At 69.7% G+C, this 15,597-nt stretch carries 17 protein-coding genes; 11 read left to right on the top strand and 6 right to left on the bottom strand.

Annotation, left to right across the window (positions count from 1 at the left end):
• Positions 1-43: 43 nt before the first annotated feature.
• The 3 genes from ABD089_RS07755 to ABD089_RS07745 all read right to left on the bottom strand — a co-directional run bounded on the left by ABD089_RS07755 (position 44) and on the right by ABD089_RS07745 (position 2,970).
• A complete protein-coding gene (locus ABD089_RS07755) occupies positions 44-712 on the bottom strand; it encodes a prepilin peptidase (protein ID WP_343885717.1) in 669 nt (222 codons plus the stop codon).
• Complete coding sequence (locus ABD089_RS07750; protein ID WP_343885716.1) at positions 709-1,245, bottom strand: hypothetical protein; 537 nt, start codon at positions 1,243-1,245, stop codon at positions 709-711. Before ABD089_RS07750 ends, ABD089_RS07755 begins: the two co-directional genes overlap by 4 nt.
• A 399-nt stretch (positions 1,246-1,644) precedes the next feature.
• Entirely contained in the window at positions 1,645-2,970 is a 1,326-nt protein-coding gene (locus tag ABD089_RS07745; protein ID WP_343885715.1) for a sunset domain-containing protein, read from the bottom strand.
• A gap of 173 nt (positions 2,971-3,143) precedes the next feature.
• Between ABD089_RS07745 and ABD089_RS07740 the strand changes: the two genes are divergently transcribed.
• Complete coding sequence (locus ABD089_RS07740) at positions 3,144-3,662, top strand: peptidylprolyl isomerase (protein WP_343885714.1); 519 nt, start codon at positions 3,144-3,146, stop codon at positions 3,660-3,662.
• Positions 3,663-3,819: 157 nt separating this feature from the next.
• Positions 3,820-4,095, top strand: a complete 276-nt coding sequence (locus tag ABD089_RS07735) for an Lrp/AsnC family transcriptional regulator (protein WP_343885713.1) — start codon at positions 3,820-3,822, stop codon at positions 4,093-4,095.
• A 7-nt stretch (positions 4,096-4,102) separates the two neighbouring features.
• On the opposite strand, the gene ABD089_RS07730 is transcribed toward ABD089_RS07735, so the two are convergent.
• On the bottom strand, positions 4,103-5,845 hold the full coding sequence (locus ABD089_RS07730) for a DEDD exonuclease domain-containing protein (protein ID WP_343885712.1): 1,743 nt from the start codon (positions 5,843-5,845) through the stop codon (positions 4,103-4,105).
• A 116-nt stretch (positions 5,846-5,961) separates the two neighbouring features.
• Here ABD089_RS07730 and ABD089_RS07725 point away from each other — a divergent pair, with 116 nt between their 5' ends.
• On the top strand, positions 5,962-6,198 hold the full coding sequence (locus ABD089_RS07725; protein ID WP_343885711.1) for a hypothetical protein: 237 nt from the start codon (positions 5,962-5,964) through the stop codon (positions 6,196-6,198).
• A gap of 73 nt (positions 6,199-6,271) precedes the next feature.
• Positions 6,272-7,342 carry an ROK family glucokinase gene (locus tag ABD089_RS07720; RefSeq protein ID WP_343885710.1) on the top strand — a complete coding sequence of 357 codons (1,071 nt, stop codon included), beginning with the start codon at positions 6,272-6,274 and terminating at the stop codon, positions 7,340-7,342.
• 21 nt (positions 7,343-7,363) lie between these two features.
• On the opposite strand, the gene ABD089_RS07715 is transcribed toward ABD089_RS07720, so the two are convergent.
• Positions 7,364-7,771: a hypothetical protein gene (locus tag ABD089_RS07715; RefSeq protein ID WP_343885709.1), complete on the bottom strand. Its 408-nt coding sequence runs from the start codon at positions 7,769-7,771 to the stop codon at positions 7,364-7,366.
• Positions 7,772-7,897: 126 nt separating this feature from the next.
• On the opposite strand from ABD089_RS07715, the gene ABD089_RS07710 reads away from it, so the two are divergent.
• The 7 genes from ABD089_RS07710 (at position 7,898) to ABD089_RS07680 (ending at position 14,509) form a co-directional block, all read left to right on the top strand.
• The gene (locus tag ABD089_RS07710) at positions 7,898-8,650 is read left to right on the top strand and encodes a lysophospholipid acyltransferase family protein (protein WP_343885708.1); all 753 of its coding nucleotides are present in this window, start codon (positions 7,898-7,900) and stop codon (positions 8,648-8,650) included.
• A complete protein-coding gene (locus tag ABD089_RS07705) occupies positions 8,643-9,533 on the top strand; it encodes a lysophospholipid acyltransferase family protein (RefSeq protein WP_343885707.1) in 891 nt (296 codons plus the stop codon). Before ABD089_RS07710 ends, ABD089_RS07705 begins: the two co-directional genes overlap by 8 nt.
• Positions 9,534-9,543: 10 nt before the next feature.
• Positions 9,544-10,698 (top strand): MacS family sensor histidine kinase, encoded by a 1,155-nt coding sequence (macS, locus tag ABD089_RS07700; RefSeq protein ID WP_343885706.1) that lies wholly within the window; start codon positions 9,544-9,546, stop codon positions 10,696-10,698.
• A 17-nt stretch (positions 10,699-10,715) separates the two neighbouring features.
• Positions 10,716-11,357 carry a response regulator gene (locus ABD089_RS07695; RefSeq protein WP_343885872.1) on the top strand — a complete coding sequence of 214 codons (642 nt, stop codon included), beginning with the start codon at positions 10,716-10,718 and terminating at the stop codon, positions 11,355-11,357.
• A 67-nt stretch (positions 11,358-11,424) separates the two neighbouring features.
• Entirely contained in the window at positions 11,425-12,813 is a 1,389-nt protein-coding gene (locus ABD089_RS07690) for a class II 3-deoxy-7-phosphoheptulonate synthase (RefSeq protein WP_343885705.1), read from the top strand.
• Positions 12,813-13,835: a threonine aldolase family protein gene (locus ABD089_RS07685; RefSeq protein ID WP_343885704.1), complete on the top strand. Its 1,023-nt coding sequence runs from the start codon at positions 12,813-12,815 to the stop codon at positions 13,833-13,835. The genes ABD089_RS07690 and ABD089_RS07685 overlap by 1 nt, the downstream gene beginning before the upstream one ends.
• Before the next feature lie 35 nt (positions 13,836-13,870).
• Positions 13,871-14,509: an MBL fold metallo-hydrolase gene (locus ABD089_RS07680; protein ID WP_343885703.1), complete on the top strand. Its 639-nt coding sequence runs from the start codon at positions 13,871-13,873 to the stop codon at positions 14,507-14,509.
• 21 nt (positions 14,510-14,530) lie between these two features.
• Here the strand turns inward: ABD089_RS07680 and ABD089_RS13840 are convergent, their stop codons facing one another.
• Positions 14,531-15,424, bottom strand: a complete 894-nt coding sequence (locus tag ABD089_RS13840; protein WP_417498539.1) for a PASTA domain-containing protein — start codon at positions 15,422-15,424, stop codon at positions 14,531-14,533.
• Positions 15,425-15,597: the final 173 nt, after the last annotated feature.

Here is a 15,597-nt window from a genome sequence, read left to right as displayed (position 1 = left end):
GCGGGGTCCGCTGCATCTGCAGGGTCGCGCTTCACCAATCCGCTCAGCAGGAGAGGGAGGTCCATGCCAGGGCCAGCCAGCAGCCGGCCCACATCGCCGGCCCGTAGGCGAAGGCGCTGCCGAATCGGGAGGGGTGGCGACGGCGCCACCACGTGGTCCCCAGCCCGAGCAGAACCCCCAGCGCCCCGGTGAACAGCAAGGCGAGGTACCACTCGTCCAGGCTGCGGAAGGAGGTGCACAGCGCCAGCACTGGCGCCAGGCGGACGTCACCGAAGCCCAGACCACCGAAGCGCCAGAACAGCCAGAACAGGGCGGTGGTGACCACGACGGCCACCGGCCAGCGGGCGGCCAGTGAGGTTCGGTCGCTGCTGGTGCACGCCACGGCGAGAGCGCCGAGCCCCGTCAGCCACCAACAGACGCGCACGAGCTGTTGTGGAAGAAAGGTCGTCCGTAGGTCCACCACCGTGAGCGCTGCGCCCAGCCCCGCGAAGCCCACCAGGAGAGGCCAGACACGCCAGGGCGTGGTGGCGACGGCCAAACCCGCCGTCATCCCGAGGACAGTCACCGGCAGCAGCATGGTGGTGCCTGTGAGCTCGTGATACCGGGGTTGGATGCCATCGCCACTGTCGGTGGGTTCGGGCAGCCTCGGAACGACAAGGGCCCCAGCCAGCCCCAGCAGGGCGCAGACGAGCACCGCTGCTGCTTGCGTCATGCCGCCGCCTGGAGGCCCACGTCCCCCACCCTAGGCAGGCACAGGGTCGGACGGGCGACGAGCTGACCCAGCGCGTCCTGTAACCGCGCCACCACCAATCGGCTGCAGGTGGGGTGAGGACTTTGCAGCAGCGTCACGAGGTCACCCTCGGAGAGACCGGTCAGCCTGACGGCCTCCTCGGTTCCGACCCGGGCAACGACGCGGGTGGCCAGGACGCGTCCCTCGGCCGCTCCCACCCTGCTCTCGGCGAGGTCGCGCAGCCCGTGCGCGTCCAGCCCGAAGAGTCGTTCTGCGTCCCGACGGCGGATCCGGTCGGGGGAGTGGCGGGGCCGGGGGTGTACTAGCCGCAGCACGGTCGCCGTCGGTACACCGACCAGCACCGCGAGGTGGCGGGGCCGGATGCCGGTCTGGTCGACCAGCTGCTGCACATGGCTGCGGAAGGGCGCCGCCAGCACCCAGTCGGCCAGATCGGCCAGTTCCGTGGTTGGGCGGTGGAGGGGCGCATCCGAGCGGCCGTCTGGCAGGGCAGTCATGGGGACTCCGGTTCTGTAGAGGTTTCTCACCCTCTTCGCCACCCCGGGAAGGCCCCCTGTGAGGTAGACCGGTTGGATCTTCAGGAACGGACAACACCCTGTGCTGCACGAAAGTTGTCACGGTCGAGCTGTCGGTAGGTCGGGCGGTGTCCGGTGATGATGGAAGTCGGCGGGACGCATTGCCCAAGCCCCCTTGACGGGCGTCCCCCGGTCGCATCGGTGCGGCAACCCTCGACAGGAAGACCCATGACGTCGCGTCATCGCTTGCTGCCGCCCGCCCATGACGCTGAATCACCCCCAGTGCCCTTGCGGGGATCGTCCAGCGTGGACAAAGGGTCCGCCCCCAATGGGGGGCGGACCCTTCGACCTGTGCCGACGTCGCGTCGGCGTCGGCCTTGGTCAGCGCTGTGCCTGGGAGAAACCAGCCTTCTCGGCGGCCTCCACGGAGCTGAACCACACGTCGGGGATCGTCCGGTCGTAACCGGTCGACCCGGGGGTGTGGTACTTCATCGAGCGCTCGTTGCCCTTGATCACGTACCCGGCCGGGGCCTCGTCGCCGACATAGGCGCCCTCGCCGTACTCATTGAGCGCGTTGACATCCTCCGCGACGGTCTCGGAGTCGTCGGTGATCCCGCCCTCATCGGCCATCACTGCCTCCCGCTCGGTCTCCTCCACCGACGAGTGGTCCACCTTGGTCTCCTCAAGGGGGGCGGCGGGCTGGTCTGGCGATGCACCACTGGCCGAGCGGTCAGCGGGCACGGTGCTGGCGTTCTCGTCGACCGCGGCAGCTCCGGCCTCGGCAAGGTCAACGTCGGAGGTGGGCTCCGTCTCGGCCTCGTCCAGGGTCACGTCCTCATCGCCGGGGACATAGGCCGAGGACGGCTGGTGGGCCGTCCACTCGTCGTCCTTGCTGCCCAGGAAGGTGCGGACGGCCACCGCGACGGCGGCCAGCACTGCACCCGCGGCGGCGACCTTGGCGACGCGCGCTGCGGCGGAGCCCTTGGCCTCGGGCTCGGGAACGGCGATCTCACCCTTGAGGGCGGCGACGGTGGCCTTGCCGCGGCTGGTGGCCTCGGACACAGCGGGGTGCGCCTCCGCCTGGTGCAGCAGGTCCAGCAGGCTCGGGACGAGGTCATCGGTCACCCTCGCGCGCGCAGTGTCGACGGCGGGCTGGACACGCTCCTGGGCGCTCTGAGCCAGCGGCACCGCGAGGTCCTTGGCCTGACCGGCCTGGGCCGCGGCGACGGCGGCCAATGGGGCCAGCAGTTCGGTCAGGTGCACACCTTGGTCCTTGGCCTGACCGGCGAGGGTCTGGCCCCGGTCCTTGGCCTGGGCGGCGAGGGTCTGTCCCTGGTCCTTGGCCTGGGCGGCGAGGGCCTGGCCCTGGTCCTTGGCTTGCGCCGCGAGCGGCTGGATGCGCTCCTTCGCCTGTTCAGCCAGTGGCTGGACCTTCGCCCGTGCCTGCTCGGCGAGGGGGATGGACACCTCGGACGAGTCGTCGGACACTGCCGCGGCCCGCACCCCGGCGACCGTGGCGCTCGTCTTGTCGCGGGTGGTGGCTGCCTTCACCGCGGCGGTGGCGAGCAGCGGCCCGATCGCCTTCAGCACGTTCTCGATGATGCTGTGGTCGGCGGCCGAGTCGTACTCGACGGCCTGGTTGTCATCCTTCTGGCGGGACACATTTCCTCCAGTGATTTCGATGTCGTCAAGCTCGTGGTCGAGCATGCGCCCACCACGCTACCTGCGCTGCGCAGCGCTCCAACAGGGCGTGAGTGCACCCTTGGCTGACAGCGAACGGCGTCGGCGACCTCGGCTGCGTGAGGTCCCAGCGCGGCGCGCTAGGCTCATGGGGTCAAGCCATCGGCCCTCGGGCCCGGAACACAGTTAGGCAAGAGACAGTGGCCAACACCGCAACGCTGCACACGAACCACGGCGACATCGTCATCAACCTGTTCGAAGACCAGGCCCCCAAGACGGTCGAGAATTTCGTGGGCCTCGCGACGGGCACCAAGGAGTACACGGACCCGAAGACGGGCCAGCCCACCACGGGCAACTTCTACGACGGGCTCACCTTCCACCGCATCATCCCCGAGTTCATGATCCAGGGCGGCTGCCCGCTGGGCACCGGAACCGGTGGCCCGGGCTACAAGTTCGCGGACGAGTTCCACCCCGAACTGAACTTCGGCAAGCCCTACCTGCTGGCCATGGCCAATGCGGGCCCCGGTACCAACGGCTCGCAGTTCTTCATCACGGTGTCGGCGCCCAACACCCGCCACCTGACCAACCGTCACACCATCTTCGGTGAGGTCGCAGACGAGGCCTCGCGCGCCGTCGTCGACGAGATCGTCAGCGTCCCCACCGGCCCGATGGACCGCCCGGTCGAGCCCGTCGTCATCGAGTCGGTCGAGATCGCCTGAGGCCCAGAGCCCACAGCACGACCCAGAACCACCCAGACGGTGCCCGGGAGCCACGCGCTCCCGGGCACCGTCGTCTCCTCACGTTGTCTTCGCAGCTCGTCCCAGCGCGACGGCTCACCGCGTCGCCCCTGGGCTGGTCGCGCCATAGGATGCGGGCATGATCACCGCGATTGTCTTCGTGAAGGCCGATGTGGCCCGCATTCCAGAGGTGGCCGAACAGATCGCCGCCCTTGACGGCGTCTCCGAGGTCTACTCGGTCACCGGCCAGGTCGACCTGATCGCGATGGTGCGGGTGCGAGACACCGAGGCGGTCGCCGAGGTCATCTCCGACCACCTCAACAAGGTTCCCGGCGTCCTTGACACCGAGACCCACATCGCCTTCCGCGCCTACTCCTCGCGCGACTTGGACGCCACCTTCTCCATCGGCGACTGAAGCTCGCTCAACCGGCCAGGACGGGCTGGGCCGCACCGACAGTGAGCCGGGCCAGGTCGCCCTGGCCGAGACCGACGTGGATCGGCCAGGACCACTCTCCGTCCACCTCCATCAGCCGGACACCGGGGGTCTCGAGCCAGGCGGCGATCCGCTCGCACTCCTCGACCGATCCCGCGGGCCAACCGCCCACCGGGGCCAACACGGTCTCGGCGCGGGAGACGGCCTCGCGGGCGACCGCCTGCGGAACCTCGCCCGGCAGGGCACGAGCGGCCGCGGCGAGGCGTCCATGGCGGACCACGTGGATCTGCCAGCCCAATCCGTCCCACTGCGCTGCGACCAGTTGTGGCAGCCTGGCGATGGACCGTACCCGTTGGTGCCGCACGGAGGCGCGGGCGTAGCCGGCCAGCCGCTGGCTGACCACCTGCGCCTCCTCATAGCGCTGCTGGTCGACGAGTCGCCGCAACCTCACCCCTACCGTCCCCAGCACAGGGCGGACGTCCTCCCCGAGTGAGGAACGCAGCCGATCGATCAGGTCGGCGTAACGGACCACCTGCTCGCCCAGCTGGCAGGGAGCCAGGCAGCGCCCCATCTCACCCAGGGCGCATCCGGCCGCCGGGCGTCGCGCGGAGAGCCGCTGGGTGCACTGGCGGATCGGGAAGGCGTCGTAGATCGCCAGCAGGGCGTCGTCGGCGGCCTGCCGGGATGAGAAGGGGCCCCAGTAGTGGCAGCCGTCGTCACTGACCCGTCGGACCACCGACAGGCGCGGGAAGGCCTCCTTGGTCAGTTTCACCCACAGCAGCCGGTCTTGGTTGCGGGAGCGTCGGTTGTAGCGGGGGGAGTGGGCCGCGATCATCCGCAGCTCGCGCACCTCTGCCTCGAGGGGGGTGACGCACGGGTGGGCCTCGACGCCGCTCGCCACCCGGACCATCTCCTCCATCCGTCCGCGCTTCTCGGACGCAGTGAAGTAGGTGCGCACGCGGGTGCGGATGGACTTGGACTTGCCGACGTAGAGGATCTCGCGCCGCATCCCACCCGACCCGTCCGGCTGGTCGGCGTAGAAGCAGTAGACGCCGGGGCCGGTGGGCAGCTCCTTCGCCCAAGCACGCTTGGCGCGTCGCTGGGGGGAGACCCGGTGGGTGAACTCGGTGAGGTCTTCCAGCGTGTCGACGCCCAGGTTGCCCACCCGCTCCACCAGGGCGTGCAGCACGTCGACGGTGGCGCGGGCGTCGGACAGGGCCCGGTGGTTGGGCACCGTGGTGGCGCCGAAGTGCGCCGCGAGGGTGGACAACTGGCAGTTGGGCACCTCGTCACGTAACAGCACCTGCCGGGCCAGGGCGACCGTGTCGACCACCGCATTGGCCTGCCACGACTGGCCATGCTCGGCGCAGGCCCGCTTGAGGAAGCCGATGTCGAAGCCGGCATTGTGGGCGACCAGTACGGTGCCGCGGGCGAACTCCAAGAAGCTGGGCAGCACCTGGGCGATCCGCGGCTGGGTGGCGACCATCGCATTGGTGATGCCGGTGAGGACGGCGATCACGGCGGGGATGTGGCCACCGGGGTTGACCAGCGTCTGGTACTCGCCCACCACCTCGCCGCCACACACCTTGACCGCCCCGATCTCGGTGATCTGCGCCTCCGGTCCGCTGCCGGTGGTCTCCAGGTCGACGACGCAGAAGGTGATCTGCGACAGGGGGGTTCCCAGGTCGTCGAAGGACGGCTGGTCGGCTCGATAGGCGGCGGTCGTCGGCATGGCAGTGACGCTAGGCGGCGGCTCCGACACTCCCGGCGCCCTGCCGACGACCAGGCGGGTCTTTGTTCGAAATGGATTCGAGAAAGCTGTCGGAGGTTGCGCCAAGCATGGTGGGCATGGACAAGCTCACCATCGACTGCGGCGGGTGCCGCAATGCCGGGCCCGCCTGCGCAAACTGCGTGGTCTCCGCGCTGCTGGGCGCCCCCGAGATGCCGGAACTCACCCACGAGGAGGCTGACGCGGTGGCTGCCCTGGCGGGGCAGGGGCTGGTGCCGCCGCTGCGGCTGATGCCCAGCCGGCGCGGCGCCGACACAGACTCGGGGTGTTTGTGGGGCCAGCGCCTGCGAGCCTAGGATCAGGCCATCCCACAAGCTCCGGGCGTGGCAGTGCAGGCCCCGGCCCGGCCCGTCCTGGAGGAAGCAGCGCATGCTGAGCATCGGCATCGACATCGGCGGCACCAAGGTGGCCGCCGGTGTGGTCAGCGAGGACGGCCAGATCCTGCGCCGACTGCAGATCCCGAGCCCCACGCATTCGCCGGAGGCGGTCGAGGATGCGATCGTCCAGGTGGTCCAGGAACTGGACCGCACCCATCCATCGGGGGCGGTGGGCATCGGCGCCGCCGGCTGGGTCGACACCGATCAGGCGATCGTCCGCTTCTCCCCGCACCTGGCCTGGCGCAACGAACCCCTGAAGGAACGCCTCAGCCAGCGCATTGATGCCCCCGTGATCGTCGACAACGACGCCAATGCCGCGGCGTGGGCCGAGTTCCGCTTCGGCGCCGGGCGCAACTCCCACGTCATGGTGTGCATCACGCTGGGCACTGGAATCGGCGGTGCGATGGTCGTCAACGGACGCCTCTTCCGTGGCCGCTACGGCATGGCCGGCGAGTTCGGCCACATGGGTGTTGTGCCGGAAGGGCACTGGTGCCCCTGCGGCAACCGCGGGTGCTGGGAGCAGTACGCCAGCGGCAATGCGCTGGTTCGCGACGCCAAGGCCCTCATGCGCGAGCGGTCTCCGCGGGCGCAGGCGCTCCTGCAGGCCGTGGATGGCGACGTGGAAGCCCTGACCGGCCCCGACGTGACCGCCGCCGCCATGGCCGGCGACCCGATGGCCACCGAACTGATCGCCGACGTCGGCATCTGGCTCGGCCGAGGCCTGGCCAACCTCGCCGCGGCACTTGACCCGGACCTGTTCGTGATCGGCGGCGGCGTCAGCGCGGCCGGTGATCTGGTGCTGGCGCCAGCGCAGGCCGCCTTCGACCGCTTCCTGACAGGCCGTGGCTTCCGTCCGCCCGCACAGTTGGTCCTGGCGCAGTTCCGCAATGACGCAGGTCTGCTGGGGGCGGCAGATCTGGCGCGGCACTCGATCGTCGAGCCGCCCGGCGTGGGCCCGCGTAGCGGCTTCTGGCCGCGGCGCAAACGTGCTCGTCCACGTCGCCATCGGACGCTGATGGAGCTGATGGACGCCTCACTGGGCCAGCAACCATCGGGCCGGTAGCAGCCCGCGGCGTGGCAAGGCTCAGAGTCGAGCGCCGTCGTCCCAGGGATCGATCCGGCGGCGGGGAGTCGACATCAACAGTGTGGCCAGGCCCACGAGCGAGGCGATGATGCCCGCCCAAGTAATGGCGCGGCTGAAGTTCGCTCCGAACAAGCCGAGCACGGTGACCAGCAGCCCACCACCCATCAACACGATGCCCAGCAGCACTGCGCTGCGCGGCCGGGTCATGGGCGGCGGCGTGTCAGGGGTGTGGCGCGACCAGTGCGAATCGGAGGGTTCCGCCTCGTCCAGCGCGTCCTGCAGGTTGAAGTCACTGGTGGGAGCTTGGTGTGCCGCGGGGGCCTGGAGCGGCGCCCGGGGCACCGGCGTGCCGAATTCCGCCCCGATGATCTCGCAGAAGCGCGCGTCGACGTCGCGATCGTCGTTCATCGCTGACCCCCCGTGTCCGTGCACCCGCCCGATCGAGTACGCCCCCATGCTACGCGGGCGCGTCGTGGCTTCCCAGCCGCGAGCAGTCCCGCTCCCGTAGTGTTGCCCCGCAAGGAGGAAGCGCCGGTGTGGTACCAGCTGTTCAAGCACGTCCTGTTCGTGCCCTACGTCAAGGTCTTCTGTCGTCCACAGGTCGACGGGCTGGAAAACCTGCCCGCCAGCGGGGGAGTGTTGCTGGCCGCCAACCACCTGGGCGCCGGCGACACCTTCCTGGTGCCGGCCAGCCTGCCTCGCCAGATGGTCTTCCCCGCGAAGGCTGAGCTCTTCCGAGGTGACCAAGGGATCAGGTCACGCGTCGTCGCGTGGTTCCTACGTGCGGTGGGTCAGGTGCCGCTGGACCGAACTGGGGGGCGCGCCAGCGCCGAGGGCCTGGAACCAGTCCTGCAGGCGTTGCGGGAGGGCCACGTCGTCGGAATCTTCCCCGAAGGTACCCGCTCACCTGATGGACGTCTCTACAAGGGCAAGACGGGCGTCGCGCGGATCGCGCTGGCCTCAGGTGCTCCCGTCGTCCCGGTCGGTATGGTCGACACCGCACTGCGCCGCGGTCCGCTGGGCGTGCGCTACATGCGCGGCGCCAGGATCGTCATTGGTGAGCCGATGTGCTTGCAGGCCCCCTCAGGCAACGAAACCGACCAGCAGACCCTGCGCCGGCTCACCAATCAGGTGATGGCCCAGGTGCAGCGGTTGTCTGGCCAGGAGTACGTGGACGTCTACGGTGCGAGTGTGAAGCACGGAGACCTCGTGGGCTCCGAGGTGAGTGAGCGGGTGCTGCCCTTCCCGGGGGCACCCATCGACGAGGAGGTCCAGACCGGTGCCTGACAGCCAGCCCGAGGCAGGACGCTTCGACAAGGTCCGCGAGGCGATCGTGGGCCAGGTCGAGGGTATCGAGAACCTGCCCGCCGCAGGGGCGGCGATCGTCGCCTTCAACCACGTCTCGGTCGTCGACGGCCTCCTGACCAACCTGGTGGCCGGGCGCCGGATCACCTTCGTGGGCACGGAGCCCGCTCGCGTGCGTGGCCTGCTCTCACGGGTGGCCCGTCGCGAGCCCGCCGACCAGCTCGAACCCGCCCGCCGAATCCTGGCAAAGGGTGAGCTGTTGGGGCTCTTCCCCGAGGCACGACGATCCCCGGACGGGCGTCTCTATCGTGGCACCACGGACGTCGCCGAACTGGCGCTGGAGAAGGGCGTCCCGGTGATCCCCGCCGGCGTCATCGTGGATTCCGGACGGGTACTGGGATCGACGATCGTCTTCGGCGAGGCCCAGGACCTGTCCCGCTTCGCCTCCCTGCCCGACCGGGAACTCGCCCTGCGCGCCGCGACCGACACCGTGATGGCCGCCATCGCCGCGTGCTCCGGCCAGGTCTACGTCGACCGCCACGTCTGGGCCGAGCGCCAGGCCCTGCATCAGGAGCGCCGGGAGCAGGGGCAGGTGGCCAAGGAGCAGGCAGCGCGCGCACGCGCCCAGCGGGAGCTCGCCCAACAGCAGGCTGCGGCACAGGCCCAGCAGGATGCCGAGGAGCTGGCCCGTCAGCAGGCAGCGGCAGCCGAGGCAGCGCGCGCACACGCCGAACGGGCCGCTGCCGCCGACCGCGCTCGGCGCGAGGCCGTCCGTCAGGTGCGCCACCCCTCGCCCCAGGGTCAACCACGCGACGTGACCGAACCGGTGCGTCACAAACCCGATGCCCCGGATGCCATGTCGTGAACAGCCGCTCGTGATCACCAGGGCGAGCAATCCGGGTGCCGACGTCCTGCACTCCACCTACACGGTGATCGAGGTGCTGCGATGGGTGATGCTCGCGCACGCTGCGGCCCTGTGCCTGCAGCGGCGCGACGAGGCAGCCCACCCCTGGCTGATGGTCGCCGCGCTGGTCCTGATGGCTGTTTGGACCCCCTTCGTGGGAAGGATGCAGGCCGATCCGAGCGGGCGCCAGCCGTGGCTGATGTGGTCGGACCTCGGCCTGTCGGTGGCCCTGCTTGCCATCTCCAGGCTGGTGCTGGGCGGTGCCGCGATGAGCTTGGACGCCATGCCGTTGCCCGGGTTCTGGGTGCTGGCCGCTCCACTGGCGGTGGCGGTGTGGGCGGGCGCCGGGAGCGGGCTCGCCGCGGGCGCACTGCTGGGCGTCGTCCAGTTGGTGATGGGCCGCACGATCGACGTCCGCACCGTTGGCATCATCGCCGGCCTGCTGGTGCTGTCATGGGGTCTCGGCCGCATCGTCGACACCCTGCGTGCCTCGATCGCCGACCGCGAGGCGGACTACGCGCGGGCTGCGGCACTGGCTGAACGTGACCGGATGAACCGGATCGTCCACGACGGGGCCCTGCAGGTGCTGGCGATGGTGGAGCGCGAGGGTCCCGAGCTCGGGCCCAAAGGCGTCTACCTGGCCAATGTGGCGCGCCAGCAGGAGTCCCGGCTCCGCGCGCTGCTCCAGGACCGAAATGTCGACCTCCCCGAGGAACTGCCCGACAACCAGGGCACTGACATCACCACCATGCTCGAACAGCACGACAGCGACACTGTGACTGTCTCCTTGATGGCGGGTGAGGTGGTGATGGACCGTCGTCGTGCGCAGGAACTCGACGCAGCCGTGCGCGAGGTGATCGCCAATGTCGAGAAGCATGCCGGGCCCAGCGCCCGCGCCTGGGTGCTCGTCGAGGAGGAGGACGGTCAGGTGATCGTCTCGGTGCGCGACAATGGCCACGGCATGACCCGCCAGCAGGTCGACAGGGCAACGTCTTCGGGGCGGCTCGGCATCCAGAACTCGATCCTTGGCAGAATTGCCGACATCGGGGGAGTGGCGATCGCCCGATCGCTTCCCGGCCGGGGCGTCGAGTGGGAGTTCCGGGTACCAACACAGGAGGAACGGTGAGCGCACGACGCAGGGTGATGCTGGTCGACGACCACCCGATGTGGATCGACGCGCTGAGCGAGGACCTGGTCGCCGAGGGCTTCGAGATCGTCGCCGTCGCCCACACCGGCGAGGAGTGCCTGCGCCGTGCCCGGGCCACCCGTCCCGAAGTGATCGTCATGGACCTGCGCATCCCCGACCCCGACGGGGCAACCTGCACCCAGCTGTTGTTGCAGGAGTTCCCGGACACGCACGTCCTGGTCGTCAGCGCGTCCGGCGAGCGGGACGACGTGCTGCGCGCGGTCAAGGCCGGCGCCAAGGGCTACCTGGTCAAGTCTGCGTCCAAGGCCGAGCTGATCGAGGGCGTGAAACGGACGGCCGAGGGCGATGCCATCTTCACACCCGGCCTGGCAGGCCTGGTGCTGGGCGAGTTCCGGCGGATGGCCACCGTCGCGCAGCAGCGCAACGAGGAGGGGCCCCAGCTGACCAGCCGCGAGATCGACGTGCTGCGCCGCGTGGCGAAGGGGATGGCCTACCGCGAGATCGCTGACGAGTTGGTGGTCAGCCATCGCACCGTCCAGAACCACGTCCAGAACGTGCTGCGCAAGCTGCAGCTGCACAACAGGGTCGAGCTGACCCTCTACGCCCTCGAGCAGGGATACGGCGAAGAGCCGAGCTGACGGGCACCGCCGCCACCGGAGTGGGATGGGTCGGGCGGGGGCCGACTCGCCGACTATCCTTCTCGCCATGTCCGCGATCCCCAGCCTCGACGCCCTGCACGCCCTTCCCCAGGTGCAGCAGCCGACCTATGCCGACGCCGACGAGCTGGCGGGCGTGCTCGACACCCTGCGTACCCTGCCGCCACTGGTCTTCGCCGGAGAGTGCGATGAGCTGCGCGGCAAGCTGGCCGACGTGGCCAATGGCAAGGCCTTTCTGCTCCAGGGTGGTGACTGTGCCGAGACCTTCGACACCGTGACCGGGAACAACGTCAAGGGCAAGCTGCGTGTGCTGCTCAGCATGGCCGTCGTGCTCACCTACGCCGCCCAGGTGCCGGTGGTCAAGGTCGGCCGGATCGCCGGCCAGTACGCCAAGCCGCGCTCCAAGGACACCGAGACCCGTGGCGACGTGACCCTGCCCGCCTACCGCGGTGATGCCGTCAACGGCTTCGAGTTCACCGAGCAGGCTCGGCGTCACGACCCCGAGCGACTGCTGCGCATCTACAACGCCTCCGCCGCCACGCTGAACCTCGTCCGCGCCTTCGTGAAGGGCGGTTTCGCCGACCTGCGTGGCATCCACACCTGGAATGCCGACTTCGTGCGCAACTCCGGCGTCGAGGCCCGCTACGAGCAGCTGGCCGACGAGATCGAGCGCGCGCTGGCCTTCATGGTGACCTGCGGTGTGGACGACTCCACCCTTTCCGGCGTCGACTTCTACGCCTCCCACGAGGCGCTGCTGCTCGACTACGAGCACGCGATGACCCGCATCGACTCGCGCTCCCAGGAGCCCTATGACACCTCGGGTCACATGGTCTGGATCGGTGAGCGCACCCGCCAGCTGGATGGTGCACACGTCGAGCTGCTGCGCCACATCCGCAACCCGCTGGGCATCAAGCTCGGCCCGACCTCCACGCCGCAGGACGCGCTGGGGCTGGCCGACCTGCTCGACCCGGACCGCGAGCCCGGTCGGATCACCTTCATCACCCGGATGGGGGCCGCGAACGTTCGCGAGAAGCTTCCGCCGCTGGTGAAGGGCATCGAGGCCTCCGGACGCAAGGTGGTGTGGGTCTGCGACCCGATGCACGGCAACACCTTCGAGGCCGCCAATGGTTTCAAGACCCGTTCCTTCTCCGACGTCGTGGAGGAGCTGAACGGCTTCTTCGACGTACACCACGAGCTGGGCACCTGGCCGGGTGGCGTGCACATCGAGCTGACCGGTGACGACGTCACCGAGTGCCTGGGCGGTGCCTTTGACCTGTCCGAGGCTGACCTGGCGACCCGCTACGAGACGGCCTGCGACCCGCGCCTGAACCGCAACCAGTCGCTGGAGCTGGCGTTCATGGTGGCCGAGCGTCTCTCGGACGGACGGATCAAGCGCGCCGACAAGCCCTTCGCCGACTTCCAGGCGCTCGACTTCTGATGATCGACCTGCGCTCGGACACCCTCACCCGTCCCACCGGCGCGATGCGCCGGGCGATGCTCGAGGCGCCGGTGGGGGACGACGTCTACGGCGAGGACCCGAGCGTCAACGAGTTCGAGGCGCAGGTGGCCGAGCTCTTCGGCCAGCAAGCCGGGCTCTTCTGTGCCACCGGCTCGCTGGCCAACCTGCTGGGCATCTGGTCGCTGGTGCGTCCCGGGGACGAGGTGCTGTGCGACGCACAGGCGCACATCGTCCGGGCCGAACTGGGAGCCCACGCCGCCCTGCACGGGATCACCACCCGCACCTGGACCTCGACCGAGGGCACCACCACCGCGGCGAACCTTGCTCCCCTGGTGGCGCCCGACAACGGACCCTTCCTGGTGCGCACCACCGCGATCGAGGTGGAGAACACCCACAACTTCGGCGGCGGCACCGTGTGGGGCCTGGACGACCTGACCGGCGTCAGCGAGATGGCGGCAGACGGGGGGCTCGGCCGACACCTTGACGGCGCCCGGATCTGGAATGCGCACGTCGCGACGGGCGTCGCGCTGCAGTCCTATGGCACGCTCTTCGACACCGTCAGCGTCTGCTTCAGCAAGGGTCTCGGCGCACCGGTCGGGTCGATGCTGCTCTCGGACGCGGACACCATCGCCCGGGCGCGGGTGCACCGCAAGCGCCTCGGCGGGGGCTGGCGCCAGGCGGGGATGCTCGCCGCTGGCGCGAAGTACGCGGTCGAGCACCACGTCGAGCGCCTCGCCGACGACCACACAGCAGCCCGCGCCTTCGCCGAGCAGGTGGCGCTGGCGGCGCCGGGTTCCTGCGACCCGGACCGGGTGCAGACCAACATCGTCGTCGTCGACACGGGCTCCCGGGCAGCTGGTGAGGTGGTCAAGGAGCTCGCCAATCAGGGCGTGGCGCTCTCGGTGGTCGGTGCGCGGGCGGTGCGCGCCGTCACCCACCTCGACGTCACCACCCAGGATTGCGCCGCCGCCGGGCAGGCACTGGGCAGCCTCCTGGCCTGAGGGCAGACTGCTTGTCTGCAGGGCAATATGGGTCCATGCAGATCACCCAGCTCGGCCATTCCACGGTCCTGGTCGAAACAGCCGACCGGCGCATCCTGCTCGACCCCGGGAACTTCAGCGCCGACTGGCACGGCCTGACCGACCTGGACGCGATTCTGGTCACCCACCAGCACCCCGACCACGCTGACCCCGAACACCTGCCCGCGCTGGTCGCGGCAAACCCGCAGGCAGCAGTCTGGGTCGAACCCACCGTCCCACAACAGGTTGACCTGCCGACCGCGCAGCCCTTGGCCGCCGACACCTCCGTCGGGCTCGGGGGAGTGACCATCACCGCGGTGGGCGGCACCCACGCCGTCATCCACCGCGACATCCCGTCGATCGGCAATGTGGGTCTTGTCATCGCTGCGGAGGGGGAGCCGACGTTCTTTCACCCCGGTGACTGCCTCTCGGTGGTGCCTTGCGGCATCGACGTTCTGGCTGCACCGGCGCACGGACCTTGGGCGGCGATGAAGGAGCACATCGACTTCGTCCGTGCCGTGGGTGCCGCGCGGGGCTTGCTGATCCACGACGGACTGCTCAGCGAGCGGGGTTGGCAGCTGACCTTCGGACGCCTGAACGAGATGACCGGCACGCAGTTCAGCGATCACCGGGACCAGCGGACGTTCACCGTCTGAGGTGGGGGCAGCCCGGCGGGCTCAGATCACCCAGATGGTCACGGTCGAACCCTGCTTGGCCATGTTGCCCTGCGAGGGTGAGGCGGCGCGGACCACGTCGAGGCGCAGCCAGTCGGCGGTCGCGTGCACGACCTTGACCTTGAAACCGGCGGCGGTGAGCTTCTCGCTGGCCGACTCCTCGCTGGACCCCGCGACCGTCGGCACCTGGACCATCACCGGGCCCTTGGAGACGACGAGCCTGACCGGGTCGCCCTTGTACAAGGTGCCCTTGGCGGGACTCTGACTGACCACCCGTCCGGCGGCGACGGTGTCGGAGTTCTGCTCCGAGGTGGTCACCGTCAGCCCGAGGTTGCGCAGCGAGTAGCTGGCGTCGGTGGCCTTCTTCCCGGTCCAGTCGGTGGCCTCGATCGGACGACGACCCTTGCTGATCGTCAGGTCGACCTCGACGCCCCTCTTCAGCAGGTCACCACGGCGCTGCGAAGTGGTGATCACCTGGTCGGCGGGGATCTGTTCGTCGTAGACCTTGGTGACGTCACCAACGGCCAGGTTGGTGTCGGTCAACGTCCGTGTGGCCTCGTCGAGTGTCAACCCGATCAGCTTGGGGACGGCGTAGCGCTCCGGCCCCTTGGACACATAGGCGACCACGGTTCCGTGGTTCTTGATCCGCTCACCGGATGCGGGCTCGGTGCGGATGACGGTTCCCTTGGGGATCGACTCGCTGTACTGCTGGACGAAGGAGACGGCCAGGCCATTGGCCGCGGCCACCGCATTCGCATCCGACTGCTGGGTCGCGGCCAGCGCGGGGGTGGAGCTCCACTGCCCCTCGCTGAACCACCAGTAGGCGCCGCTGCACAGCGCGGTGGCCAGCACCAGCGTGAGCAGCAGGCCCAGCACCCCGCGGCGACGGCGCGCCATCTGGCGGCGGGTGTGGTCGTTGCCGAAGTGCTGCGGCGCCGGACGCGGGCCTTGGGAAGTCGACCCGGCCAGTGGCTTGGCGGGGCGTGCGACGGCGAGGCGGGCCGAGCCCACATGCCAGTCCACCGGGCTGACCGGGGTGCGGGCAGGGACCGCCGCCAGCCCCTGACGGG

The organism is Luteococcus sanguinis (assembly GCF_039527675.1).
GTDB lineage: Bacteria > Actinomycetota > Actinomycetes > Propionibacteriales > Propionibacteriaceae > Luteococcus > Luteococcus sanguinis.
Note: the sequence above shows the minus strand (reverse complement) of the source record. Positions and strands in the feature narration are given on the sequence as shown.